We start from the raw sequence: 25103 nt of genomic DNA, 5'->3' as shown, positions 1-25103 counted from the left end.
CAAGTTTATGCATACCTATGCAAATTCATTACTATCAGCGGCGTTGTTCGGCGCCGACCCGTTCCGCCGCGGCCTGCACAGCCGCTTCGCGGGCCGCACTGGCCTCGTCCTCGGTGAGGGTGCGATCGGCGGCGCGGAACCGCAGCGCGAACGCCAGCGATTTGCGGCCCGCGCCGACCTGCGGGCCGGTGTAGACGTCGAACAACCGCACGTCCTCGAGTAGCGGCCCCGCGCCGGCCCGGACCGCGTCGACCACGGCGGCCGCGGCGACGTCCTCGTCGACGACGAGGCTGATGTCCTGGAAGACCGCGGGAAACGGCGACACCCTCGGAGCCGGTAGTCGCTCGACGATGGGTATGGCGTCCAGATCCAGTTCGAGGGCACAGGTGCGCTTGGGCAGACCCGAGCGCTCGAGAACCGCCGGGTGCAGTTCACCGGCGTGGCCGACGACGGTACCGCTCTCGCGGTCGCCGAGGACCACTTCGGCGCAGCGGCCCGGATGCCACGGCAGGTGCGCCGCGGAACGCAGGCTCAGCTCCACACCGGCGGCGCGCGCAATCACCTGCACCGCCTCGAACACGTCGCCGGGGTGCACCGCGCGACCCGGCCCCCACGGCCCGGCGGGCTCGCGCAACCCGCACACCACCACGGCGACGTGTTGGGGCTGTCGCGGCAGCGACGCGTTCAGCGCGGCGATCTCGTCGTCGCTGGGCCTCCGGTCGGTCGGGATCCGTTCGAGGGCACGCGTGTCCGGCGTCGGCTGGACGATCTGCTGGATCGCGAACAACCCGACGTCTACGGCTCCGCGGGACACGTTGCGGCTCAACGCCTCCAGTAAGCCGGGCAGCAACGTGGTGGCCAGCTGCGGGCGATCGGAATCCAACGGATTGAGCACCGTCGTCGCGGTCCGGCGGGTGTCGTCGGCGGGCAGCCCCCACTGGTCGAACACACCCGCGGGCAAGAAGGGCGTGGGCAGGATCTCCACATACCCGTTGAGCCCCAACGACTTACCGATCGCGCGCCGCCGCCGCTGCACCGGGGTCAGGCCGCGGCCGGCCGGGGCCAGCGGCAACACCGAGGGAATGGTCTCCAGATCCTCGAGGCGCAGCACCTCCTCGACGAGGTCGGCGGGCTGGCCCAGGTCGGGACGCCAACTCGGCGGGGTGACGGTGAGCGTGCCCTCGGTGGCGACGACCCGTGCACCGATCTGGGTGAGCCGCCGTTCTGCGGTCCCCGGGGCGTAGGTGACACCGGCGGTGCGGTCGGGCAGATCGGCCGCCATGGTGACCGGCGGTTGCGACCAGTCGTCTCGGGGTGGCTCGCCGCGCCAGTCGGTCAGCGTGGGTTCGACCGTGCCGTGCGTGATCTCGGCGAGCAACGTGGCGCAGCGGTCCAGCGCGGCGACCGAGATCGCCGGATCGACGCTGCGTTCGTAACGCCGGCCGGCTTCGCTGTACAGGCGCAGCCGTCGCTGGGTGCGCGACACCGCGGCCGGATCCCACACGGCGGCCTCGAGCAGTACATCGGTGGTGGTGTCGCGCACCTCGGTGGTGCCCGCACCCATCACGCCGCCGATTGCGGCGGTCGCGACGTCGTCGACGATCAGCACATCGGCCGGGTCGAGGCGGCGTTCGACATCGTCGAGGGTGACCACGGTCTCCCCCGGTTCGGCGAATCGCACCCGGAAACCGCCGGTGATCAGGCTGCGGTCGTGGGCGTGCATCGGATGGCCGAGTTCGAGCATCACGTAGTTGGTGACGTCCACCGCGGGCGAAATGGCCCGAATACCGGACAACAGAAGCCGTCGCTGCAGCCACCACGGGGAGACGGCACCGGGATCGATGCCGGTCACCGGGCGCAGCCCGAAGCGCTGGACGCCGGTCCCCGGGTCGATCGACACGGGCAGCGCCTCGCCCTCGGCGGGCAGTGGCACGACGTCGGCGGGGTCGACGTACTCGAGGTCGTAGGCGGCGGCGACCTCGCGGGCCATGCCGCGCACCGACAGGCAGTAACCGCGGTCCGGCGTGATGGCCAGGTGGAAGACGACGTCGTCGAGGCCGAGAACATCGGCGGCGGCGGTGCCCGGTTCGGCGGTGCCGGGGGGCAGCACCAGGATTCCCGAATGGTCGGTGCCCAGGTTCATCTCGGCCGTCGAGCAGATCATGCCGTCGGAGATCCGGCCGTAGGTCTTGCGGCTGGCGATCGTGAAATCACCGGGCAGTACCGTACCGGGCAGCGCCACCACGACCAGGTCACCGACGACGAAGTTGGTTGCACCGCAGACGATGTCACGCGGCTCGGTCTCGCCGACGTCCACCTTGACGGCGCGGATGGGCTTCTTGAACTCGGTCAGCTCCTCGATGGCGGCCACGCGCCCCACCGTCAGAGGGCCCGTGACGGGGCTGACCGGGATGACCTCCTCGACCTCGTGACCGATGCGGATCAGCGTCTCTTCGAGGTCGGCGGGGCTCACGTCCCAACCAGGCGCGCCGGCCCGCACGACGTCGCGGAGCCAGCTGTACGGCAGCCGCATCAGGCCCCTACCCCGAACGGCAGGGAAAACCGCACATCGCCTTCGACCATGTCGCGCATGTCCGGAATTCCGTTGCGGAACTGCAGAGTTCGTTCCAGGCCCATACCGAAGGCAAAGCCGGAGTAGGCGTCGGGATCGATTCCGCAGGCGCGCAGCACATTCGGATTGACCATGCCGCAGCCGCCCCACTCCACCCAGCCGGCTCCGCCCTTCTTGTTCTCGAACCAGATGTCGACCTCGGCCGACGGCTCGGTGAACGGAAAGAAGTGCGGACGAAAGCGGGTGCGGGCCTGCGGTCCGAACTCCGAGCGGGCGAACGCGTCCAGCGTGCCGCGCAGGTGCGCCATCGTCAGTCCCCTGTCCACCGCGAGGCCCTCGACCTGGTGGAAGACCGGAGTGTGGGTGGCGTCGAGTTCGTCGGTGCGGAACGTGCGCCCGATCGAGACGATGTAGACCGGCGGCTCGCGTTCCAGCAGTGTGCGGATCTGCACCGGCGAGGTGTGGGTGCGCAGCACCTGCCGCGAGCCTTCGGGGGCGATGTGGAAGGTGTCCTGTTCGCTGCGCGCCGGATGATCGGGAGCGAAGTTCAGCGCATCGAAGTTGAACTGCTCGGTTTCCACCTCGGGGCCCTCGGCGAGTTCCCAGCCCATCGCGACGAATGTGTCGGCGATGCGCTCGCCCAGGATCGTGATCGGGTGCCGCGCGCCGATCGGTTGCCGGGTCGATGGCAGCGTCACATCGATGCGCTCGGCCACCAGCACCGCGGCATCCCGCTCTGCCCGCAGCGCCGCCAACCGCTCGTCGTACGCGCTCTGCGCCTGTGTGCGGGCGACGTTGACCCGCTTACCCGCATCGGCGCGGTCGGCCTTGGGCAGCGACCCAAGCGCCTGGCGCGCCAACGCGATCGCAGACCGGTCGCCGAGGTGCTCGGTCTTGGCACGCGCGAGCGCATCGAGATCGGTGGCCGCGTCGAACGCACGCCGAGCAGCGCTGACAGCCTCGGTCAGCGCTTCTTCGGACAGGTCTGCGGGCCGATCAGCCACCCGGCGATCATAGGCGATGAGCCGATGGCCCTCGAACGCCCATCAAGGCTCGGCGCACACTGCGCAGGCCGACGACTATTGGGCCGCCGGCCGCTCCTCGTCGCTTTCGGCGCCCTGCGGATGCGGGAGCGTCTTCAGTCGATACATGACGAAATCGGCCGGCACGCCGTCCTGTTTGGGCGCGAAGAGCTGGCGACGGACGCGTTTGGCTTCGACACCGAGCGAATCGAACTCCTCGGCGGGGATGCGGTCCAGCGTCGCCTGCGAGACCACCAGCTCTCCGCGGGTCGCGCGACTCATCACCCGGGCCGCGATGTTGACGTCGACGCCCAGCCAGTCCGATCCGATGCGCTGGGGATGGCCGGTGTGCACACCGACCCGCATCCGCGGCGTAAAGCCGTCGACGCTCACGCTTTTCATCTCTTGGCGCGCGGCGATCACCGCCCGCAGCGCGGTCGTGGGGTCCCGGAAAACCGCCATCAGACCGTCGCCCATGCGCTTGACGATGTGTCCACCCGCCTCCAGTAGCGGGGGCTCGACGACTTGCGACACCTGACGCAGCAACCGCAAGGTGGCCTCGTCGCCCGCATCGAGTGACCACGCCGAGAAGCCGACGAGATCGGTGAAGACCAGCGTCGCCTCGCGGTTGGCGGGTTTCCCCGACATGCGTTCGGTGACGGCCTGCCACAACTGCAGCGCGCCCAGGCTGACCTCCCGTGTCGCGGCATCCCGCTGCAGCAGGCGATCAGCAGCGCGGGCAGCCGCCCGCGGCCCGCCCACCCCATCGGTCGACAACGGATCCCCGAACTCCGGATCACCGGGCAACGCGCGCCGCGTACGTCGCAGAAACGCGATGATGCTCTCGTTCCGATTGGTGTTCTTCAGCCAGCCCAGGGGCCCGGTCGACCGCTCGAACGGCTCGACATCCACGTCGGCCAGCCTAAGCGGGCCGCTTGACGGCGAGCAATCTCGTTATGCGAAGCGGTAATCCGAAAGACGAAAGCGGGATCGCCGAAGTGGCTGGTCACGGGTGTGTGGCGGGTCAGTAGCCGCTGAATAACGTTGCGGGACGACGCGCCCCGCAAATCGTAGACAACGCCGGTTGTCAACATTATCGTTGAGTCTGACGCCGATTCAGCGAGGAATCAGATGACCGTGAGCAGCACCGCGAACCCCCTGGGACCCGACTCGTTGACGTGGAAGTACTTCGGCGACCTGCGCACGGGTCTGCTGGGCGTGTGGATCGGCGCCGTCCAGAACATGTATCCCGAACTGGGCGCGGGTGTAGAAGACCATTCGATCCTGCTGCGTGAACCGCTGCAGCGCGTCGCCCGCTCGGTGTACCCGATCATGGGTGTGGTCTATGACGGCGAACGCGCCTCGCAGACCGGTGAGCAGATCAAGAGCTACCACACCACGATCAAGGGGGTGGACGGCGAGGGCCGGCGCTACCACGCGCTGAACCCCGAGACGTTCTACTGGGCACACGCCACCTTCTTCATGCTGATCATCAAGACTGCCGAGTACTTCTGCGGCGGACTGACCGAAGCCGAGAAACGCCAGCTGTTCGACGAGCATGTGCAGTGGTACCGGATGTACGGCATGAGCATGCGGCCGGTGCCGCAGAGCTGGGAGGAGTTCTGCCAGTACTGGGACCGCAAGTGCCGCGAGGAGCTCGAGATCAACCGCGCCACGCTCGACATCTTCTCGATCCGGATCCCCAAGCCGTGGTTCGTGTTGATGCCCACCGGGTTGTGGGATCAGCTCTTCAAGCCGATGGTCGGCGCGCAGCGCTGGATCGCGGCGGGCGTGTTCGACGACGCCCTTCGCGAGAAGGCCAACATGCGCTGGACGCCGGGAGACGAGGTGCTGCTGCGCCTGTTCGGCAAGCTGGTGGAGTTCGCGTTCGTTGCGGTACCCGACGAAATCCGTTTGCACCCAAGGGCTTTGACCGCATATCGGCGTGCCCAGGGCCGTCTTCCCGCGGACGCTCCACTGGTCGAGGCACCTGCGTTCATGGCCCCGCCGAGCGACCGGCGCGGGCTGCCGATGCACTACGTCCCACCGCGCAAGTCGCTGCTCGACCGAGCCGGGTCGCTGGTGCACACCACGTTCTCTTTGGCGGGGCTGCGTCCGGCGCGCGGACGCAGTAAGGCAGCCTAGAGGGCATGCTCGAATGGTCTGATGTCGATCTCGCCGTGCGCGAAGCCGTCCGCGAGTTCGTCGACAAGGAAATCCGCCCGCACGTCGACGCGCTGGAGAGCGGCGAGATGGAGCCCTACCCCATCGTGCGCAAGCTGTTCGCGACGTTCGGCATCGCCGACATGGCGCGCGAGTCGCTGAACAAGCGCCTTGCCCGGCTGCGTGATGGCGGCGGCTCGTCGGAGAAGTCCTCGGGTGGCGGCATGTTCGGTGAGGGGTCCGGCGGGATGGGCTTCGTCGTGATCAGTGAGCTGTGCCGGGTGTCGATGGGCGTCGTCACCGGCATGGGGGTCAGCCTCGGGCTGACGGTGCCGACGATCATGAGCCGCGGGACACTGGCCCAGCAGGAGCGCTGGCTGCCCGATCTGGTCACCTACGACAAGGTCGGCGCGTGGGCGATCACCGAGCCCGACTCGGGCTCCGATGCATTCGGCGGCATGAAGTCCTACGTCGTACGTGATGGAGACGACTACATCCTCAACGGGCAGAAGACCTTCATCACCAATGGCCCCGACGCCGACGTCGTCGTGGTCTACGCAAAGCTCGACGAGGGGGACCCCGGCGTCGACAAGCGCGACCGCAAGGTGCTGACCTTCGTGCTCGACCGCGGCATGGAGGGTTTCGTCCAGTCGAAGCCGTTCCGCAAGATGGGTATTCACAGCTCGCGCACCGGCGAGTTGTTCTTCAACAACGTGCGATTGGGCCGGGACCGACTGCTCGGTGAGACCGAGGACAATTCCGCCGGTGACGGCCGCGCCAGCGCGCGGTCGAGCTTCAGCACGGAACGCATCGGTGTTGCCGCGATGTCGCTGGGTGTGATCGAGGAGTGCCTGCGGCTGTGCGTCGACTACGCCAAGAGCCGCACGCTGTGGGGTCAGGAAATCGGACAGTTCCAGCTGATCCAGCTCAAGCTCGCGAACATGGAGGTGGCGCGGATGAACGTGCGCAACATCCTGTTTCGGGTGATCGAGGCGGCTCAGGCCGGTGTGGCGATCTCGCTGGCGGAGGCGTCGGCGATCAAATGGTATTGCTCGCAGGCCGCCACCGACGTCGCGATGGACGCCGTGCAGCTGTTTGGCGGCAACGGCTACATGACCGAGTACCGCGTCGAACAGCTGGCGCGCGACGCCAAGTCCTTGATGATCTACGCCGGCAGCAACGAGGTGCAGATCACCCACGTGGCGCGGGGTCTGTTGAGCTAGGAGCGGCGTTGTGCCCGTGCGCTCTGATACAGGCAGATCGCCGCGGCCGCGGCCACATTGAGGCTCTCGGCGTTGCCCGGCATCGGGATGTGAACGCGATGCGTGGCCGACGCCGCCAGATCGACGGGCAGGCCGTGGGCCTCCGGCCCGAACAACCACGCCGTCGGCCCCGACAGGGCGGCCTCGAGGTCGGGGCTGTCCAACGAGGTCTCGCCGTCGACCGTCGTCGCGAACACCTGCAGGCCGGCGCCCGCGAGTCGCGCCACCGCCGAAGCGGCGTCGCTGTCCGAGACGACGGGAATCGAGAAGATGCTGCCGGCCGAGGCGCGCAGGCACTTCCCGTTGTACGGGTCGACGCTGTGCCCGGCGAACACGACGGCGTCGGCCCCCATCGCATCCGCGATCCGGATCAGCGTGCCCGCGTTGCCCGGCTCGCTCATCTCGACCGCGACCGCGACCAGGCGCGGCGACTCGGCCAGCACGTCGTCCAGCGACGTCTGAGGAATCGTGCAGAGCGCGACAAGTCCGACCGGAGTCACCGTCTCCGACAACGCTTTTGCGGCGCGTTCGGTCACCAGGTGCACCGGGACATCGACGAGCATCGCACCGAATCGGTGCGCGGCGTCCTCGGTGGCGAAGACCTCGGATACGAGTCCGCGCCGCAACGCCGCCTCGACGAGGTTGGGCCCCTCAGCGAGGAAGCGTGCGGCGCGGCGTCGTCCGACGTGGCGGTGCAGCTTGACCGCTGCGACCACGCGGGCGGAGCGTTCGGTGAGCGTCAGGCAGCCTCGCCCGACGGCGCGTTCACGTCCTCGGGCAGCGCGCCCTTGGCGACCTCCACCAGCGCGGTGAACGCCGCCGGATCGCTGACGGCGATCTCGGCGAGGTTCTTTCGGTCCACCTCGACCCCAGCGGCCTTGAGCCCCTGGATCAGCCGGTTGTAGGTGATGTCGTTGGCGCGGGCGGCGGCATTGATACGCGAGATCCACAGCTTGCGGAACTCGCCCTTACGGGCGCGCCGGTCACGATAGGCGTAGTTGAGCGAATGCAGCTGCTGCTCTTTGGCCTTGCGGTACAGCCGCGACCGCTGGCCCCGGTAGCCCTTGGAGGCCTTGAGGATTGTCCGCCGCTTCTTCTGGGCGTTGACTGCGCGCTTGACGCGTGCCATGGGAATGTCCTTCGTTCAGGTCGTACGTGTTCGTCGGTCAGCCGTTGAGCATCTTTTTGATGCGGGCGTTGTCGGCGGCCGACACAACGGTGCGGCCGTCGAGTCGCCGGGTGCGCTTGCTCGGCTTGTGCTCGAGCAAGTGGCGGCGGTTGGCCTTCTGGCGCACGATCTTGCCGGTTCCGGTGCGACGGAACCGCTTGGAAGCGCCGCTGTGGGTTTTCGCCTTGGGCATGGATCCTCTGCTCTGTCGTTCTAACTGTTTCGGTCGGGTGCTGGGGCCGGCTCTGCGGAGCCTTCGGCCTGTTGCGCCGCCTTGGCGCGAGTCTTCGCGCCGCGGTGCGGGGCCAGCACCATCGTCATGTTGCGCCCGTCCTGCTTGGCGGACGTCTCGACGAAGCCGTAATCGGCGACGTCGGCGCCCAGCCGCTGCAGGAGACGGAAGCCCAACTCGGGCCGCGACTGTTCGCGGCCGCGGAACATGATCGTCACCTTGACCTTCGACCCCGCCTCGAGGAAGCGGATCACGTGACCCTTTTTGGTCTCGTAGTCGTGCGGGTCGATCTTGGGACGGAGCTTCTGTTCCTTGACGACGGTCTGCTGCTGGTTCTTGCGAGACTCGCGCGCCTTCTGAGCCGTCTCGTATTTGAACTTTCCGTAGTCCATGATCTTGCAGACCGGGGGTTTGGCATCCGGTGCTACTTCGACGAGATCGAGATCGGCATCCGCGGCGACGCGGAGGGCATCTTCGATGCGCACTATGCCTACCTGTTCACCGCCCGGTCCGATCAGGCGGACTTCAGGTACGCGGATACGCTCGTTGACGCGGGTCTCAGTGCTGATGGGGCCTCCTATGTTGTCCTCTAGGAGCCCACTCCGTCAGCTCTGCTCAACGAACAGAAAAGCCCTGCTCAAAGCAGGGCCCACAGCCGACCAGGACAGGCGTTGACGCCTGTGACCGGACCGCTGAGCCGGTGTGGCCAGCGGTGGGAGGGGGACTCCACTTGCTGTCCCTGGCGTTTGCCGGGACGGTCGCGCATGCCAGTCTAGCAGCCATGACCGATGACCCGAACTCAGCTGACCTCGACGACTCAGCCGGCTCAGGTGATCTGAACGGCTCAGCCGGCTCAAGTGATCTGAACGGCTCGGCCGTTCGTGAACTCGCCGAGATCCCCGCCGTCGAGGTGATCACCCGGTCGGCCGTGATGCTGATGAGCGCCGCCGCCGAGAAGCTCGGGCTGTCGGCCGACAATCCCGACGAGAGCCCGCACCGCGACCTGGACGAGGCGCGCAGGCTGATCACCGCGCTGGCCGGGTTGGTCACCGCGTCCGCCGAGTATCTCGGACCCCATGCCGGGCCGGTGCGTGACGGTTTGAAGACGCTGCAATTGGCCTTCCGCGAGGCCAGCGCATCCCCGGACGAACCAGGCCAAGGCCCCGGCGAGAAATACACCGGACCCGTCTGGTCGTGAGTCGCCGCCCATTTGGCGCTCTGACCGAATAATGTCGCGGCCTATGACCGTCGCGAGCCTGCCCGTCACCCGCCGCAGGTCCAGGTACTGGTGGGTGCCCGCGGCGGCGGGCTGGGCGGTCGGCATCATCGCCACGCTCTCCTTGATGGCGAGCGTCTCGCCGTTCGTGCGGTCGGTCATCCGGGTTCCGCGTGAGTTCGTCAACGACTACATCTTCAACTTCCCCGACACCAGCTTCGCGTGGGCGTTCGTGCTGGCGCTGCTGGCCGCGGCGCTGGCGGCACGCAAACGGATCGCCTGGTGGATCCTCGTCGGCTACATGGTGGGCGCGATCGTCTTCAACGTCGCGGACCTGGTGTCCGGCGACGAGTCGGTGGTCGAGGAGATCGGTGAGGTCATCGGACTGGTCTTCCATGTCGCCGCGATCCTGTTCCTGCTGTTGGCTCGGGGCGAGTTCTGGGCGAAGGTGCGCCGCGGCGCCCTGCTCAAGGCGGCGCTCGTGCTGGTCGCGGGGATGGCGATCGGCACCCTGATCGGCTGGGGTCTGCTCGAACTGTTCCCGGGCACGCTGAGCCGCGACGACCGGTTCTGGTACGCGCTCAACCGGGTCAGCGCGTTCGCGGGCGCGGACTCCTCGAATTTCACCGGCCATCCGCATGTCCTGATCAACGCGGTGCTCGGGCTTTTCGGCGCACTGGCCCTGATGGTCGCGGCGATCGTGCTGTTCCAGTCCCAGCGCGCCGAGAACGCGCTGACCGGCGAGGACGAATCCGCACTGCGGGGTCTGCTGGAGTTGTTCGGCAAGAACGACTCCCTCGGTTATTTCGCCACGCGCCGCGACAAGGCGGTGGTGTTCGCGCCCAATGGGCGTGCCGCGATCACTTACCGCGTGGAAGTCGGTGTGTGCCTGGCGAGCGGGGACCCGGTCGGTGATCCCAAGGCGTGGCCGGCGGCGATCGAGGCGTGGCTCGCGCTGTGTCAGAGCTACGGCTGGGCCCCCGGGGTGATGGGCGCGAGTTCGGCCGGCGCCGAGGCGTTCCGTGAGGCCGGGCTCAACGCCCTGCAACTCGGCGACGAGGCCATTCTGCATCCCGACAACTTCCGGCTGTCCGGACCGGACATGCGCGCGGTCCGGCAGGCCGTGACCCGGGCGCGGCGTGCGGGCGTCAGTGTGCGCATCCGCAGGCACCGCGATCTGGGCGCCGAGGAGATGGCCGATGTCATCGCCCGCGCCGACGCCTGGCGCGACACCGACGACGAGCGCGGCTTCTCGATGGCGCTGGGCCGGCTCGGCGACCCTGCCGACGGCGACTGCCTTCTGGTCGAGGCGGTCCAGAACGAGGCCCAAGTCGTCGCCATGCTGTCGTTGGTTCCGTGGGGCACCAACGGCGTCTCGCTGGACCTGATGCGCCGTGCACCCCACTCCCCCAACGGCACCATCGAATTGATGGTCAGCGAACTGTGCATGCAGGCCGAGGACATCGGCATCACGCGGATCTCGTTGAACTTCGCCATGTTCCGCTCGGCGTTCGAACAGGGCGCCCAGCTCGGGGCGGGCCCGGTCGCGCGGCTGTGGCGCAGCCTGCTGGTGTTCTTCTCCCGGTGGTGGCAGCTCGAGACGCTGTACCGCTCGAACATGAAATACCAACCGGAATGGGTGCCGCGCTACGCCTGCTACGACGACGCCCGACTGGTGCCCCGGGTCGGGGTGGCCTCGGTGATCGCCGAAGGGTTTCTGGTGCTGCCCTTTTCGCGGCGTCACGAGCAGCCGCACACCGGTCACCACACCGCGGTGCCGCAGAACCTGATGGCGACCGGGCTGCTGCACCCCGACGGTACGGCCCCCGATCTCAGCGGGTTGGCGGCCGACCTGCCCGATGCCGACGAGCCGCGGCTGCCCGAACAGGTGCGGGTGCGCATGGCCAAGCTGAAGGCGTTGCAGGACAACGGGACCGACGCCTATCCCGTCGGTACGCCACCGTCGCACACCATCGCCGAGGCGATCGACGCCGACGACGACATTCCGGTGACGGTGGCGGGCCGGGTGCTGCGCAGCCGCGACTACGGCGGCGTGTTGTTCGCCCAGCTGCGCGACTGGTCCGGCGAAGTCCAGTTGTTGTTGGACAATTCGTTGCTCGAATCGGCGACGACGGCGGACTTCACGCATGCCATCGATCTCGGTGACCTCATCGAGGTGTCGGGCACGATGGGTTTCAGCAAGAAGGGCACCCGTTCCCTTCTGGTGCGTGACTGGCGGATGATCGGCAAATGCCTGCGCCCGCTCCCCGACAAGTGGAAGGGGTTGACCGACCAGGAAGCGCGCGTGCGCGCCCGCTACGTCGACCTGGCGATCAACACCGAGGCTCGCGATCTCATCCGCGCGCGCAGCGGCGTGTTGCACGCGATTCGGGAAACCCTGGTGGCCAAGGGGTTTCTCGAGGTCGAGACGCCGATACTGCAACAGATCCACGGTGGCGCGAACGCCCGGCCGTTCCTCACCCACATCAACGCCTACGACCTGGACCTCTACCTGCGGATCGCTCCCGAGCTGTACCTCAAGCGGCTCTGCGTGGGCGGTGTCGAGCGAGTTTTCGAGCTGGGCAGGGCGTTTCGCAACGAGGGCGTCGACTTCAGCCACAACCCCGAATTCACGTTGTTGGAGGCCTATCAGGCGCACGCGGATTACAACGTCTGGATCGACGGTTGCCGGCAGCTGATCCAGAACGCCGCCGAGGCCGCCAACGGTGCGCAGGTGTTCTACCGGCCCCAGCAAGGCGGTGGGCTCGAGCCCGTCGACATCTCCGGTCAGTGGACGGTCAAGACGGTGCACGACGCCGTGTCCGAAGCCCTCGGTGAGCAAATCGGCCCCGAAACCGAGTTGCCGCGGTTGCGCAAACTGTGTGACGCCGCTGCCATTCCATACCTCACGCACTGGGACGCAGGTGCGGTGGTGCTGGAACTCTATGAGCGGCTGGTCGAGGACCGCACCGAGTCGCCGACGTTCTACAAGGACTTCCCGACGTCGGTCTCACCGCTGACCCGTCCGCACCGCAGCATCCCCGGCGTCGCAGAGCGGTGGGACCTGGTGGCGTGGGGCGTCGAACTCGGCACCGCCTACAGCGAACTCACCGATCCGGTCGAACAGCGCCGCCGATTGCAGGAGCAGTCCCTGCTGGCCGCGGGCGGCGATCCGGAGGCGATGGAACTCGACGAGGACTTCCTGCAGGCGATGGAATACGCGATGCCGCCCACGGGCGGATTGGGTATGGGCGTGGACCGCGTCGTCATGTTGATCACGGGGCGCAGCATTCGCGAGACGCTTCCGTTCCCGTTGGCCAAACCTCGATGACAGAAGCGCGTCAGCCTCCTGTCAGCGAGGACGCGTCGACCGGGAAGTCGAAGTAGCTGTCCGGGTACGGCTCCGGCTTGAACGTGTAGTGCCACCATTCCTTTTCGTAGTTCTGCAGCCCGTGCTTCTGCAAGCCCTTCTTCAAGAGCAGCCGGTTCTGCAGTTGCGGGCCTTGGACACGCGCGTCGAGCGTGTTGGCGAGGGTGTCGAAGCAGTCATAACCGGTACCCATGTCAATACTGTTGTCCGGGAAGCGTTCTGCCTGCGGTGCGGCGCAGTCCACCAGCGGCGCGCCGGGTACATAAGGCGGCGTCGTTGCCGCGGGCAGCGGCACCAGGGTGAGATCGACGGTGCTGCCGCGCGTATGCCCAGACTGGTCGGCGATGTAGCCGTCGGCGAACAACCGCGACTTGTCGACCCGGGGATAGAACTCGGCCTTCATCCGCTGGTCGAGTGGATTGTTCGCCCATGCAACGAATTCGTCGACTGCGCGCTGCGGTCGGTAGCAGTCGTATACCTTCAGAGACAGGCCGCGTTCGAGGAAGTCTTGTTGTGCGCGGGCCAGCGCCTCGGCCGTCGGACGGGTCAGGATGCACACCGGCGCGCGGTATCCGTCGATCGGGTCACCGACGAAGTTGTGCGGGGTGCGGTAGCGGATGTCCTGCAGGATCGTCGGGGCCACGTCGCTCAGTGAGACGAAGTCGGCAGGTGCTGTCGGTTCCGATTGTCCCGCGGCGGGCGGCACAGTGATGATCGCGGCCAGAAGACCGACGGCGAGGGTTCCCGTGATTCTGTGCACGCTCCATTGCAACACGGCGGGAAGCCTTCCCGCCCAGTTGAACGGAGCTACGACTGAGCTACGACGGACAGTACGACTGGGTCGCGGCGCCGACGAAGAACCCGCTCTGCTCCAGGGTCCAGTTGGCAGGTTCACTGATCTCGACCGCAACCTGTTCAGGTTTCTGCCCGGCGGCCACGTAATCACAGACCGCGTGGGCAAGGCTGATTGCGTCCTTGGGGGTCGAGAACGGGATCCCTTCGCCCTCGAGCACCGAGACGAAGATGTCGTCGGTCTCGTCGGCCAAGGCCGGTGCGGCGGTGCCGAGCGCCATGGCGACGCCGACAACCGCTGAGAAAATGATGCCGCCGCGCATGGTGGCTCCCTTCGCCGTGATGACGGCAAGACGCTACGCGCGTCGTACAAGCAACGCGGGGCTTTCGTCAAAATTGCCATAACCGTCGTGAGGGGCGGGCGGGTACCGTGAACGGCATGCCGGGCGACACCACTCCGGAACAGGATCAGGAACCCGCCGTCGACGCGGAAGTCGTGGAGCCGAAACCTGAGTCCACCACTCCGGTCGAGCCGGTCGACAGCGGCTACACCCCCGGTGGTGTGCCGACCTTCGACGCCGTGCGCGAGAAGATCGAGACCCGCTACGGCACCGCGATCGGCGCGTCCGAACTCGCGGCCGAAACCCCCGAAGGTCGAAGCGTCGCCGAGCAGTACGACGAGCGGCAGCGGGCGGCCGCCGAGCGCCTGGAACAGATCCGCGAGCAGATGCGCAAACAGTCCGACGAGTCTCAGTAATCCGATTCGGCGGCAAGGATCTCGGCCAGGAACGCATCCGGACCGGGTTGATCCATCCGCGACCGAGCGAAGGCGCGCACCCGCTCGCGGGTTTGGGCCGACTCGTCGACATCGGCGCCCACCACCACCCTCGCGCCGCGCCAGTCGTGGTTCCAGGCAAAGGTTTCGGAGATCGGTGTGCTGTCGGTGTCGACAACGGGAAACGACGCACGTCCGTCCGCTCCGAGTACGCCCGTCCCGCCGACGGTTCCCGACTCCAACCGCACGGTGATGCCGTGGGGGGTGCCCTGCCCTGTCAACTCCACGTCCACCACCGCGCTCACACCGTCGCCGGTCGCTTCGATTGACCACGTGACGGTGTCCTCGGCAGCGTCGAAGACCCCTGGTGGTACGGCCGCCCAGTTGAGCGAGTCGGTGCCATCACCGATGACCGCGGAGCCCCGGAGGTGGGTATCCGCCCCTGCCGCAAGTGCGTAGTCGGCGCGCCGGCCACTCACCGGGCCCGCGTCGAGTGCGACTCCGACGTCGTCGGCCACGTTGCGGCACAGCTCGACAAGCGCTGTGACCCGCGGATCGCCCTCGTGCGCAGCGGCATCCAGCGCCGCCGCGTGGGGGGCAAGCAGATGGGTGATCTCCGAGTCGAAGGTTTCGTCACCGAAGTAGTCCTGCGCCGCGGCGGTCAACAGCGCGACCTCGGCGTCCAAAAGCGCACCGTCCAGGGTCGCGATCGCATCCCGCTGGCTCGCCGGCCACCAGCGCCGTAGCCAGTGGCCGAGCGCGAGCCGACGCAACGGAGCAAGCGCATCGGGCACCAGGGTCACACCGGCCACCTCCACGCTGTCGACAGCGACGCGGTCACCCAGCGCGCAGACCACGGCGTGGTGGCCGGTCTCACCGACCACCCGCCACAACCAGTCGGCTCGCGCCGGATCGGTGAACGCGATCTGGGCATCCGTCGAATCGTCGACCGTCCATGACAGCACCGCACCGCTGACTTCCAGCACGGCCACCAGCGGAGCCGGGGCCACCAGCGGTCCCGTCGTCCACAGACCCGAATCTGCCGTGAGCCTCATCCCGCCACCTGCAGCTCCAGCATGGTCTTGATCCGCTGGCGGTGGTCCAGGCTGACCGACCGGGCCACCCCTTCCAGCACCGCTCGGACGTCATCGACGTCGTCACACGGTTCCTGCCATACATCGCGGCCGTGCAGCCGGGCCCACAACCGGCTCAGGTAGGGGCGCGCGAATGCGGCCAGCTCGTCGATCACCTGCTGCTGGCGCGGATGGATCGGCTGGCCGGAGACCAGGTAGCGGCGCGCGTGCAGCACGTAGGCCTCCTTGCGCAGCCGAGCCTGGATCTGCCGGGCCAACTCGTAGCGAGAATCGGCGACATCGGCCAACGGCGCGAGATGCACCGCCACCTCGATTCCTGCGACCAGCGTGGCTTGCTTGTCCTCTCCGATCAGACCCCAAGGCGCGCAGGCCCGGTCGACCTCTTCGGCGCACAACGTCGGCACGTCGGGAAGCTCGTCGCGGTCCATGGCCCTTCGCAGCGTTGCGCGCACCCTGTCGATCACGCCGCGGTTCAGGGGCCGGTCGTTGTCCGTGCTGCCGATGACGCTCGGCCGCTGTTGTGGCTCAACAGAGCTGAGACCGAGGTCCACGATGGACCACGGCAACTCGGCCGGCCTGCTGCGGGCCTTGGCTCCGAGGTTGTACGGCGCGGCGTCGGCGACCAACGCCTGCCACACACGCTGGCGCGCGGCGGTGGCCGAGTGGCTGTCGGCGGCGCCGAGCACCGTGGTCAGCCCGGCCATGAACGGACCGGTGATTGCGTTGCCCGCGCGCACGTCTCGCCAGCTGCTGCTGAGTTGCTTCTCCAGTTCGGTGATGACCTTCTCGTCGGATACGAACCGGTTCAGTACCTCGATCGCCGTGCGGTCACGTTCACTGTGGATGTCGCGCAGCACCTCCTCGGCGCCCGAACCATGTTGTGAGGGAGCGCCTTTCGTCACGGCCAGCTCGAAACACACCGGGAAGTAAAGCTCCTGGGCATTGCCCGAGGTGATGCGTAAGCGGCGCCGCTCCCGTTTGAGGACGTCGAACCAGGCCGCGGTGTCCCGCAGTTGCGCTGCGTGGCCGACGATCGCGTCGTACATCGCATCGGCCACGTCGGGCGCGACGAAGGGCGCCGAGAAATGAGTGTTCGAGCGCAGCCGCAGCACCAGCGGATCGATGACCCGCTTCACCGTTCGCCGCAGCGGCCCGCCGTCTTCACCGCTGAGCACCTCGACGCCGGGCCCGATGGCACGCCAGGCCCGGTCGATGACCGCCCGGCGCGGATGGGCGACGGCGACGGCCGTCTCGGTGCTCATCAGGACAGGATAGAAGTACGTCGGCGATTGTGGACAGCAGGAAAGTTGGGTTCGGTAGCGGCACGCCCGTCCGACCCTTTAGGTCATGTTCACTGCGCTGTTCGCGTTCGTCTGCATCGTCTACATCGGTACGACGGCCGCTTCGTTACTACCCGCTTGGAAGCTCTCGCGTGTGGAGTCCGGCGAGGCCGACGAGCGTCTGGCCACGGCGGAGGACATCCTCGCCGCGCGAGCGGAGTTCGACCGGACGATGGTGCGCAAAGGCCTGCTCACCTGCGACCGACTCGAGTTGATCCGCAACGGCACTCGATCACGGGCCGTCGTCACCGCGATGCGGCCCACCGGGCAGGCGCTCGAGGACTGCCGGGAGGTCGAACTGGATGTGATGGTCAAAAGGCCTGGAGGGGGGCAGTTTCCCGCCCGGGAGACGGCGTTGGTGCCGGCGTCCGCGCTCGTGAAGGTCTCCCCCGGCAGCATCATCGACACCTACTACCGACCAGGTGACGAGACCGCCGTGGCGATCTGTGTGGCGCCGGTGTGATCAGCGCGCGCCGTCGACGGCGAAGCTGGCCAGCGCCGCCCAGTACAGCGGGCTGGCGGTCAGATCGCCGCCGCGCCAGTCGCGCATCCGTTGCCGCTGCCAGCGGTTGACCGCGCGGCCGGCCTCATCGGCCTCATGGGCGCAGTCGACGGCGACGATCGTCTCGCTCATCGGGTCGGCATCGGATTCGGCGAACTGCCGATAGCCCGCGGTCGTCGGTAACGACCACAACGTGGCGGTGACCAGTTGGGCGCCACCCAGGGTCATCGCCGCCACCAGCCCGCTGGCCTCGTCGAACTGATAGTCCCCGCCGGATGCGCACGCCAGCAGCGCAACCCGCGGAGGGAAAGGCAATCTCGCCGTCATGAGCTCGCCCGCGGTGAGCGGCCGTTCTTCGGCGAGGTGCAGTGCGGCGCGGTCCGCGTGGCCGGCGTCGCCGTCGGCGGCCGTGGCGTGCCCGACGTACACCATGCGGCCGGGGTGCCGGGCGAGTTGACCGGCCAGCCAACCCCGGTCGGCGTCGGTGCGCCGGAACAGCTCGACTGCGCCCGTCACGTCCGGCAGCACGGCGCGACGGGCGGCCAGACCGGCGAAATGCCGCGCCAGGACGGTATCGGGCGACGGTCTGCCGAGCACGGAGCCCAACGCCGCGTCCGGGCGTTGACCGGGAACGCGCGGGTCCAGCACCAACAGAACGGGCTTGTCGCCGCTGTCGCTCCAATCCACCGGAGCCCGCGGCGAATTGACGATGTTGGGAGGCACGGCCATCATGACCTCGGCCAGTTCCATCAGCCGGGTGCCGTCGTCGTCCGGCGATGCCAGCAGGCCCCAGGGCGTCCTGGCCAACCGTGCGCTCGGCGAGACGAACAGTGTCGCGCGTGGTGACGCCACATGCTCGACGAGCAGCTGCCAGCCGGCCGGCGCGATCAGCCGGGTGCCCAGCGCGCGGGCGAGATCGAATTCGGTGGCAGGCGAGGCGAATTCTCCCCTGGTGATCGCGCGGTCGAGCGCGTCGCGACGGTTCTCGGTGCCGATCGGGTCGGGCAGGGCCTCGGCCAGTCGCTGCTCGGCTACAACGAGATCCGGCTGTTCGACCACCCAGGTGACGGTTCGCGACGGGTCGCCGACGACCCGCAGGGCCGCGTACGTCGCCACCCCGACGTCGGCGAAGCGCAGGACGAGGGTTTCGGTCAAGGCCACGTGCACCACGCGGGCTCGTCCGCGGTCACATCGCGGCCGTACCGCTCGGCTGCCAGCGCGCGGTAGCGGCCGATGATCGGTGCGGTGGCAGGGTCCATCACCAACGGCGGCAACGGTCCCAGCCGGGTCAGCGACGCACCTGAAGTGACCGCCGGTCCGGCGGCGACGAGCGCGTACTCGTCGGCGGACTCCACAGGTACGGCCGCTGTGGCGGTACCCGCCCAGTCCATGGTGTCGACGGAAGCGGGTTCGGCGGTGAACGTGCCCCGCGCGCTGTGGTATTCGATGAGTTCGCTGACGAGATCGGTATTGCCCCACTCCCATGCGACGGCGAAGGCACCGGCGAGAATCGGGGCGGAAACGTAGGTCGCCCAGCGCATCCGGGCATCGGCGTCGGGAATCGAGTACCGAACCGAGTCGACGGCCATCGCGGCGGGAAGCTTGAGTTCGGCGGCCTTCTCCAGCTTTTCGGCCGCGTGGACGGGATCGCCCAGCGCATCGGCCCGCCAGACGTTACCGAGCTGGTCGTCGAGGCGGGCGTACTGCAGCCAGCTGTGCCGTGGCCATGCGTCGAGCAGTTCGCGCGCCTCTTCGACGCGCTCGAGCGCTGCGGCGAAGTCTCCGCGGAAGATATCTACCCAGCTGCGCTGCAACAAGATCCGGTGGATGTGCAGTGGTTTCTCGATCTCACGCCAGTGCCGTTCGGCGTGGCCGAGCCGTTCGTCGGCATCGTCGAGCGCTTTCACGGAGATGCTGATCAGGCCGAAGTACAGCCAGCACCGCGAGACGTCGTGTGCGCGAGATTGTTCGGCGATGGCCGGATATGCCTCGTGGACCAACGTCTGCGCCTGTGGCCGGTCCCCCGCCGACCACGCCGCCGTCGCGCGTTCGAGTTGAGTGCGCGCCACCGCCAACCTCCACCCCCGCGCCTCCGCGCGCGCCCCCGCCCGCCGCAGCCAGGGCTCGGCCGCAACGAGCCGACCGGTCTCGACGCAGAACCTGCCATAGCCGGTGGCTCCCAGGACGAGAAGGTGATCGTGGTGTTCACTACCATCACCCGGGCGATCAATCACGTCGATCACGCGCTCCCACAACGGGATCGACTTCACGTGCAGGTCATCGTCGCACAGTGCGACCGCGCACAGGATCTCGGCGTACGTGATCAGGAATCGGTGCTCGGCGGTGAGTCCGGCAACCGGCTCGTCGTCGGTCAGCGCAATCAGCGCGGCCTCGGCGGTCTCGTGGTCCCCGTGTGCAGCGGCCAACCCGGTCTGCAGGAACTGTGCCCGCCGCGAGTACCGGCGCACCATCAGCTCGATCTCGGCCGTCGACATCGTCACCTGTGCCGCGGCCTCGGGCTTGCTGCCCGCGAGGATCGCCGAATAGGCAGCCAGGCACTCACGCATCCGGTTCAGGCATTCCTCGGTGCCGTTGTACGCCGTGCGGACCAGGTAGATCTCGCCGAGCAGCGCGTACACCTCGAGCATCCAGTCGTCTCGGCCGGCCTGTTCGATCTGCGGCACCAGAGACAGCAGGAGATCCTTGGCCGCCTCTTCGTTGGCGGCGAACGCCAGGTGACGCGCACGCTCGAGGTCCGCGGGGATCGCCACGGTCGAATCATAGAAAGCGGCGGGCATGCCTGGCACGCCCGCCGCTTCAGGAGGTGGATCGCTCAACTGCAGTTGACCTTGACGGTGAACGGCTTGGTAATCGACCCTGCCATCGGGTTCGAGATGTCGGCGCCCGTCGCTTCGCCGGTGATGGTGTAGGTGTCGCCGTCGACCTTCACCTCGGCCGAACCGACCTTGGCGCCCATGGTGTTGCTGACCGCGAGGGCGTTTCCGTCGACCACCATGCCCAACGACTCCACCTTCGGGTTCGCCTCATCGCTCATCACGATGCCCAGACCCTGCTGACCGCCGATCGCGCCGCTGGCGACGTTGATCCGGCCACCCTGCTTCACGCACGTGACGGTGTTGAGGTCCAGTCCCTCGAGGTCCTTGCCGTCGACCTTCACCTCGGTGCTGCCGCCACTGCTCACGCCCGCCGCGCTGACCGCAGGGGCGCTTCCCTTGTCGTCCGAACACCCCACCAGCACGGTGGCGCCGGCGACCAGTCCGATCAGACCCACAACAACGCGATTCATCGATCTTCCCTTCTTTGGGACGTCGCCCCGATGGCGCCCGTCATGGCGGTAAGTCAAAACCGCGCCGGTCGCTACCGATCCCAAACTTTGTCGGCGCCCGACGGTACGGTTCGCAGGCGATGCGCAGATTCACGATCGACGAGCGGCGGGCACGGCTCGCGCGTCGGCACTTCCTCTGTTCACCGGCGGGCTCCATCGGTGCTGTGGTCGACGGTGTGCTCGGGCTGCATGCGACTGATCCGGCGACCCCGTACCTGTCGATGTGGGCGCGGCTGCAAGGATTTGACGTCGCCGATCTGGATGCCGAACTCTACGAGCGGCGCATGCTGGTCAAACATCTCGCGATGCGCAGAACGCTGTGGACCGTGCGCACCGCCGACGTGCCGCTGATCCAGTCCGCGGCAAGCGACCGGGTTGCCGACACCGAGCGTCGGCGGCTCGTCGCTGATGCACAGAAGGCCGGTGTCTGCACCGATGGCGACGCATGGCTCGGCGCGGCCCGCGCGGCGGTCCTGATGCATCTGGCCGAACGGGGGCCCACGAGCGCGAAGGACCTGCGCGAGGCGCTACCCGAGTTGGCGGGGTCCTGGGACCCGGCCCCGGGTAAGCGGTGGGGCGGCCAGACCCCTTTGGCACCGCGCATCTTGACCGTGCTGGCGGTGCGCGGCGACATCATGCGCGGCCCCAACGACGGAAAATGGACGACGTCACGACCGCGTTGGGTTGCCACCGACGACTGGATCGGCACGCCCGATGCGGCCGACCCGCAGACGGCCCGCACGAAGCTTGTGCGCCGCTGGCTCGCAGTGTTCGGCCCGGCCACCGTGGCCGATGTCAAGTGGTGGTTCGGCAACACGCTGACATGGGCGCGGGAGGCGTTGCGGGACGTCGGCGCGGTCGAGGTCGATCTGGACGGCATACCGGGGTTCGCCCTGCCCGACGATCTCGACGTCGAACCCGAACCCGAACCGTGGTGCGCCCTGTTGCCCGGTCTGGACGTCACGACGATGGGCTGGTTCGACCGCGACTGGTATCTCGGGCCGTACCGGGCGCAGGTATTCGACAGGAACGGCAACGGCGGGCCCACCGCATGGTGCGACGGCAGGATCGTCGGTGCGTGGGGCCAGGGTGACGACGGCCGAGTCGAGTTGCGACTGCTCGAGGACGTCGGTCGTTCGGCGCACAAGCAACTGAAGAAGCGTGCCGACGAGTTGACCGACTGGCTCGACGGCGTACGGGTCAGCCCGCGGTTCCCGTCGCCGCTGTCGAAGGGCTGACGCCGAGACTGCGCTTTCTGACGGATTTCGACCGAATCCCGTCAGAAACCGCATTCTCGGCGAAGGCGCTAAGCGCTGACCTTGGCGCGCTTCCCGTTGCGCGCCTTGGGTTTCGGTCGTGCGACGCCCAGGCATTCGGCGAGGAAGTGACCGGTGTAGCTGTCCGGGTTGGCCGCGACGTCCTCCGGGGTGCCCGACGCGACGAGGGTGCCGCCGCCCGCTCCGCCCTCGGGCCCCATGTCGACGATCCAATCCGAAGTCTTGATCACGTCGAGGTTGTGCTCGATGACGATCACCGTATTGCCTTTGTCCACAAGGCCGTTGATGACCTTGAGCAGCTTGCGGATGTCTTCGAAGTGCAGGCCGGTGGTCGGCTCGTCGAGGATGTACACCGTGCGGCCGGTCGACCGCTTCTGCAGCTCGGAGGCCAGCTTCACGCGCTGAGCCTCACCACCGGACAGCGTCGGCGCCGGCTGTCCGAGGCGTACGTAGCCCAGGCCCACGTCGACGAGCGTCTTGAGGTATCGGTGGATCGAGGTGATCGGCGCGAAGAACTCCGACGCCTCCTCGATCGACATGTCGAGAACCTCCGCGATGGTCTTGCCCTTGTAGTGCACCTCGAGCGTCTCGCGGTTGTACCGGGCGCCGTGGCACACCTCGCATGGCACGTACACATCGGGCAGGAAGTTCATCTCGATCTTGATGGTGCCGTCACCCGAACACGCCTCGCAGCGACCGCCCTTGACGTTGAACGAGAACCGTCCCGGTTGATACCCGCGCACCTTGGCCTCGGTGGTGGCCGCGAACAGCGTGCGGATCTTGTCGAAGACGCCGGTGTAGGTGGCGGGGTTGGACCGCGGTGTGCGGCCGATCGGTGACTGGTCGACGCGGACCAGCTTGTCGAGCTTGTCCAGCCCCGTCACCCGGGTGTGGCGACCCGGCACCTGCCGCGCCCCGTTGAGCTTGTTCGCCAACACCGACGCCAGGATGTCGTTGACCAACGTCGACTTACCCGATCCCGAAACGCCGGTGACCGAGGTCAGCACCCCGAGCGGGAAGGATACGTCGATCTCGCGCAGGTTGTGCTCGCGGGCGCCGACCACCGTCAGCAGCCGCTTCTTGTCGACCGGCCGCCGGATCGCCGGCACCTCGATCTCTTCCTTGCCCGAAAGATAGGCTCCCGTAAGCGATTCCGGGTTCTTCAGCAGCTCGTCGTAGGGTCCGCTGTGCACTATTTGACCGCCGTGCTCGCCCGCCGCGGGGCCGATGTCGACAACCCAGTCGGCATGGGCGATGGTGTCGAGATCGTGCTCGACGACGATCAGCGTGTTCCCCAGATCCCGCAACCGGACGAGCGTGTCGATCAGCCGACGGTTGTCCCGCTGGTGCAGCCCGATCGACGGTTCGTCGAGCACGTAGAGCACCCCGACGAGCCCCGATCCGATCTGCGTGGCGAGCCGGATGCGTTGCGCCTCACCGCCGGACAGCGTGGCGGCGGCCCGCGACAGCGACAGGTAGTCCAGGCCGACGTCGAGTAGGAAGCCCAGCCGCGACTGGATCTCCTTGAGCACCTGGCCCGCGATGGCCTGTTCGCGTGCGCCCAGCGTCAGCGCGTTGAGGAACTCCGAGCACTCCGCGATGGACAACTCGGCGACCTCGGCGATGGACTTCGGGCCGAACTCGCCCGCCGTCAGCGTCACCGCGAGGATTTCGGGTTTGAGCCGTGTGCCCTCGCACTCCGGACAGGGCACGTCGCGCATGAAGCCCTCGTAACGCTCCTTCATCTGCTCGGAGTCCGTCTGCTCCATCCTGCGCTGCAGGAACGCCATCACACCCTCGAAATCGGCGTAGTACGAACGGGTTCGGCCGTAGCGGTTCTTGTACCGCACGTGCACCTGCTCGTCGCAGCCCTCGAGAATCGCCCTGCGCGCCTTGGCAGGCAGCTTCTTCCACGGCGTGTTCACATCGAACCCGAGCGCGTCGCCGAGACCGGCCAGCATCCGCGTGAAGTACTCCGCGGTCTGCCCCATCGACCAGGGTGCGATCGCCCCCTCAGCCAGGGTCAGGTCCGGATCCGGCACGACCAGTTCGGGATCGACCTCCTTGCGGATGCCCAGGCCCAGGCATTCGGGGCAGGCGCCGTAGGGCGAGTTGAAGGAGAACGACCGCGGCTCGAGGTCGTCGACGGCCAACGGGTGCCCGTTTGGGCAGGCCAGCTTCTCGGAGAACCGCTGTTCGCGGTGCGGGTGGTCGTCCTCACGATCGACGAACTCCAGCACGACGATGCCGTCGGCGAGATTCAGCGCGGTCTCGATCGAGTCGGTCAGCCGCTGCTTGGCGCTGGCCTTCACGGTCAGGCGGTCGACGACCACCTCGATGTCATGTTTTTCCTGCTTCTTGAGCTTCGGCGGATCGGTGAGCGGATACACCACACCGTCGACACGCACGCGGCTGTAGCCCTGCGTGTTCAGCTTGTCGAACAGGTCGACGAACTCGCCCTTACGGGTGCGCACCACCGGCGCGAGCACCTGGAAACGCAGGCCCTCGTCCATGGCCAGCACCTGATCGACGATCTGTTGAGGCGTCTGCCGGGCGATGCGCTCACCGCAGATGGGACAGTGCGGAGTGCCCGCGCGGGCGTATAGCAGGCGCAGGTAGTCGTAGACCTCGGTGATGGTGCCGACCGTCGACCGCGGGTTGCGGTTGGTCGACTTCTGGTCGATGGACACCGCCGGGGACAGACCCTCGATGAAGTCGACGTCGGGTTTGTCCATCTGACCGAGGAACTGGCGGGCATAGGCCGACAGCGACTCCACGTAGCGGCGCTGGCCCTCGGCGAAGATCGTGTCGAAGGCCAGCGACGACTTCCCCGACCCCGACAGCCCGGTGAAGACGATCAGCGCGTCGCGTGGTAAATCAAGATCGACACTTCGCAGGTTGTGCTCGCGCGCACCCTTGACGACAAGGCGGTCAGCCACCCGGTTTCCTCCCGAAGACATAGTTCAAAACCA

The 25103-nt window shown here is 67.6% G+C and carries 22 protein-coding genes; 7 read left to right on the top strand and 15 right to left on the bottom strand.

Annotation, left to right across the window (positions count from 1 at the left end; genetic code table 11):
• Window positions 1-34: 34 nt before the first annotated feature.
• From pheT to RMCN_RS30090, 3 genes are all read right to left on the bottom strand, one after another.
• Window positions 35-2533 carry a phenylalanine--tRNA ligase subunit beta gene (gene pheT / locus RMCN_RS30100; protein ID WP_067396862.1) on the bottom strand — a complete coding sequence of 833 codons (2499 nt, stop codon included), beginning with the start codon at window positions 2531-2533 and terminating at the stop codon, window positions 35-37.
• A complete protein-coding gene (gene pheS, locus RMCN_RS30095) occupies window positions 2533-3576 on the bottom strand; it encodes a phenylalanine--tRNA ligase subunit alpha (RefSeq protein WP_064415263.1) in 1044 nt (347 codons plus the stop codon). The genes pheT and pheS overlap by 1 nt, the downstream gene beginning before the upstream one ends.
• Before the next feature lie 75 nt (window positions 3577-3651).
• On the bottom strand, window positions 3652-4506 hold the full coding sequence (locus RMCN_RS30090) for an adenylate/guanylate cyclase domain-containing protein (protein WP_067396860.1): 855 nt from the start codon (window positions 4504-4506) through the stop codon (window positions 3652-3654).
• Window positions 4507-4725: 219 nt separating this feature from the next.
• Here RMCN_RS30090 and RMCN_RS30085 point away from each other — a divergent pair, with 219 nt between their 5' ends.
• Complete coding sequence (locus tag RMCN_RS30085) at window positions 4726-5739, top strand: oxygenase MpaB family protein (protein ID WP_064415261.1); 1014 nt, start codon at window positions 4726-4728, stop codon at window positions 5737-5739.
• A gap of 5 nt (window positions 5740-5744) precedes the next feature.
• Window positions 5745-6980 carry an acyl-CoA dehydrogenase family protein gene (locus RMCN_RS30080; protein WP_067396857.1) on the top strand — a complete coding sequence of 412 codons (1236 nt, stop codon included), beginning with the start codon at window positions 5745-5747 and terminating at the stop codon, window positions 6978-6980.
• On the opposite strand, the gene RMCN_RS30075 is transcribed toward RMCN_RS30080, so the two are convergent.
• From RMCN_RS30075 to infC, 4 genes are read right to left on the bottom strand one after another with little or no spacing between them, the layout of a single operon-like run.
• Window positions 6977-7735, bottom strand: a complete 759-nt coding sequence (locus tag RMCN_RS30075; RefSeq protein ID WP_067396853.1) for a TrmH family RNA methyltransferase — start codon at window positions 7733-7735, stop codon at window positions 6977-6979. The genes RMCN_RS30080 and RMCN_RS30075 overlap by 4 nt on opposite strands.
• A gap of 23 nt (window positions 7736-7758) precedes the next feature.
• Complete coding sequence (rplT, locus tag RMCN_RS30070; RefSeq protein WP_064346258.1) at window positions 7759-8148, bottom strand: 50S ribosomal protein L20; 390 nt, start codon at window positions 8146-8148, stop codon at window positions 7759-7761.
• Between the two features lie 37 nt (window positions 8149-8185).
• Window positions 8186-8380 (bottom strand): 50S ribosomal protein L35, encoded by a 195-nt coding sequence (gene rpmI, locus RMCN_RS30065; protein WP_064346257.1) that lies wholly within the window; start codon window positions 8378-8380, stop codon window positions 8186-8188.
• Window positions 8381-8400: 20 nt separating this feature from the next.
• On the bottom strand, window positions 8401-8988 hold the full coding sequence (gene infC, locus RMCN_RS30060; RefSeq protein WP_082680943.1) for a translation initiation factor IF-3: 588 nt from the start codon (window positions 8986-8988) through the stop codon (window positions 8401-8403).
• Between the two features lie 212 nt (window positions 8989-9200).
• On the opposite strand from infC, the gene RMCN_RS30055 reads away from it, so the two are divergent.
• Both RMCN_RS30055 and lysX read left to right on the top strand, forming a co-directional pair.
• Window positions 9201-9617: a DUF1844 domain-containing protein gene (locus RMCN_RS30055; protein WP_234787843.1), complete on the top strand. Its 417-nt coding sequence runs from the start codon at window positions 9201-9203 to the stop codon at window positions 9615-9617.
• A 43-nt stretch (window positions 9618-9660) separates the two neighbouring features.
• Window positions 9661-12966: a bifunctional lysylphosphatidylglycerol synthetase/lysine--tRNA ligase LysX gene (lysX, locus tag RMCN_RS30050; RefSeq protein ID WP_067396850.1), complete on the top strand. Its 3306-nt coding sequence runs from the start codon at window positions 9661-9663 to the stop codon at window positions 12964-12966.
• Window positions 12967-12976: 10 nt separating this feature from the next.
• On the opposite strand, the gene RMCN_RS30045 is transcribed toward lysX, so the two are convergent.
• Both RMCN_RS30045 and RMCN_RS30040 read right to left on the bottom strand, forming a co-directional pair.
• Window positions 12977-13765, bottom strand: a complete 789-nt coding sequence (locus RMCN_RS30045; RefSeq protein WP_084377894.1) for a M15 family metallopeptidase — start codon at window positions 13763-13765, stop codon at window positions 12977-12979.
• A gap of 58 nt (window positions 13766-13823) precedes the next feature.
• The gene (locus tag RMCN_RS30040; RefSeq protein ID WP_064415255.1) at window positions 13824-14120 is read right to left on the bottom strand and encodes a DUF732 domain-containing protein; all 297 of its coding nucleotides are present in this window, start codon (window positions 14118-14120) and stop codon (window positions 13824-13826) included.
• Between the two features lie 116 nt (window positions 14121-14236).
• On the opposite strand from RMCN_RS30040, the gene RMCN_RS30035 reads away from it, so the two are divergent.
• Window positions 14237-14554 (top strand): hypothetical protein, encoded by a 318-nt coding sequence (locus RMCN_RS30035; RefSeq protein WP_234787842.1) that lies wholly within the window; start codon window positions 14237-14239, stop codon window positions 14552-14554.
• Here the strand turns inward: RMCN_RS30035 and RMCN_RS30030 are convergent.
• Both RMCN_RS30030 and RMCN_RS30025 read right to left on the bottom strand, forming a co-directional pair.
• Window positions 14548-15627: a hypothetical protein gene (locus RMCN_RS30030; protein ID WP_067396849.1), complete on the bottom strand. Its 1080-nt coding sequence runs from the start codon at window positions 15625-15627 to the stop codon at window positions 14548-14550. The two genes, RMCN_RS30035 and RMCN_RS30030, sit on opposite strands and share 7 nt — an antisense overlap.
• Window positions 15624-16928 (bottom strand): hypothetical protein, encoded by a 1305-nt coding sequence (locus RMCN_RS30025; protein WP_067396847.1) that lies wholly within the window; start codon window positions 16926-16928, stop codon window positions 15624-15626. The genes RMCN_RS30030 and RMCN_RS30025 overlap by 4 nt, the downstream gene beginning before the upstream one ends.
• Before the next feature lie 85 nt (window positions 16929-17013).
• Between RMCN_RS30025 and RMCN_RS30020 the strand changes: the two genes are divergently transcribed.
• On the top strand, window positions 17014-17469 hold the full coding sequence (locus RMCN_RS30020; RefSeq protein ID WP_067396846.1) for a hypothetical protein: 456 nt from the start codon (window positions 17014-17016) through the stop codon (window positions 17467-17469).
• Here the strand turns inward: RMCN_RS30020 and RMCN_RS30015 are convergent, their stop codons facing one another.
• The 3 genes from RMCN_RS30015 to RMCN_RS30010 form a co-directional block, all read right to left on the bottom strand.
• Window positions 17470-18678: a CHAT domain-containing protein gene (locus RMCN_RS30015; protein WP_165604501.1), complete on the bottom strand. Its 1209-nt coding sequence runs from the start codon at window positions 18676-18678 to the stop codon at window positions 17470-17472.
• Window positions 18660-20279, bottom strand: a complete 1620-nt coding sequence (locus tag RMCN_RS31200; protein WP_067396896.1) for a hypothetical protein — start codon at window positions 20277-20279, stop codon at window positions 18660-18662. Before RMCN_RS31200 ends, RMCN_RS30015 begins: the two co-directional genes overlap by 19 nt.
• Before the next feature lie 62 nt (window positions 20280-20341).
• Entirely contained in the window at window positions 20342-20815 is a 474-nt protein-coding gene (locus RMCN_RS30010; RefSeq protein WP_064416161.1) for a lipoprotein LpqH, read from the bottom strand.
• A 119-nt stretch (window positions 20816-20934) separates the two neighbouring features.
• On the opposite strand from RMCN_RS30010, the gene RMCN_RS30005 reads away from it, so the two are divergent.
• On the top strand, window positions 20935-22092 hold the full coding sequence (locus tag RMCN_RS30005) for a winged helix DNA-binding domain-containing protein (protein ID WP_067396845.1): 1158 nt from the start codon (window positions 20935-20937) through the stop codon (window positions 22090-22092).
• A 68-nt stretch (window positions 22093-22160) separates the two neighbouring features.
• Here RMCN_RS30005 and uvrA read toward each other — a convergent pair whose 3' ends face one another.
• The gene (gene uvrA, locus RMCN_RS30000) at window positions 22161-25070 is read right to left on the bottom strand and encodes an excinuclease ABC subunit UvrA (protein ID WP_064416163.1); all 2910 of its coding nucleotides are present in this window, start codon (window positions 25068-25070) and stop codon (window positions 22161-22163) included.
• Between the last annotated feature and the right edge of the window lie 33 nt (window positions 25071-25103).

Origin of the sequence: Mycolicibacterium novocastrense (genome assembly GCF_001570485.1) — a bacterium.
GTDB lineage: Bacteria > Actinomycetota > Actinomycetes > Mycobacteriales > Mycobacteriaceae > Mycobacterium > Mycobacterium novocastrense.
The sequence above is the reverse complement of the archived record's forward strand: the minus strand, read 5'-3'. Positions and strand labels throughout refer to the sequence as shown.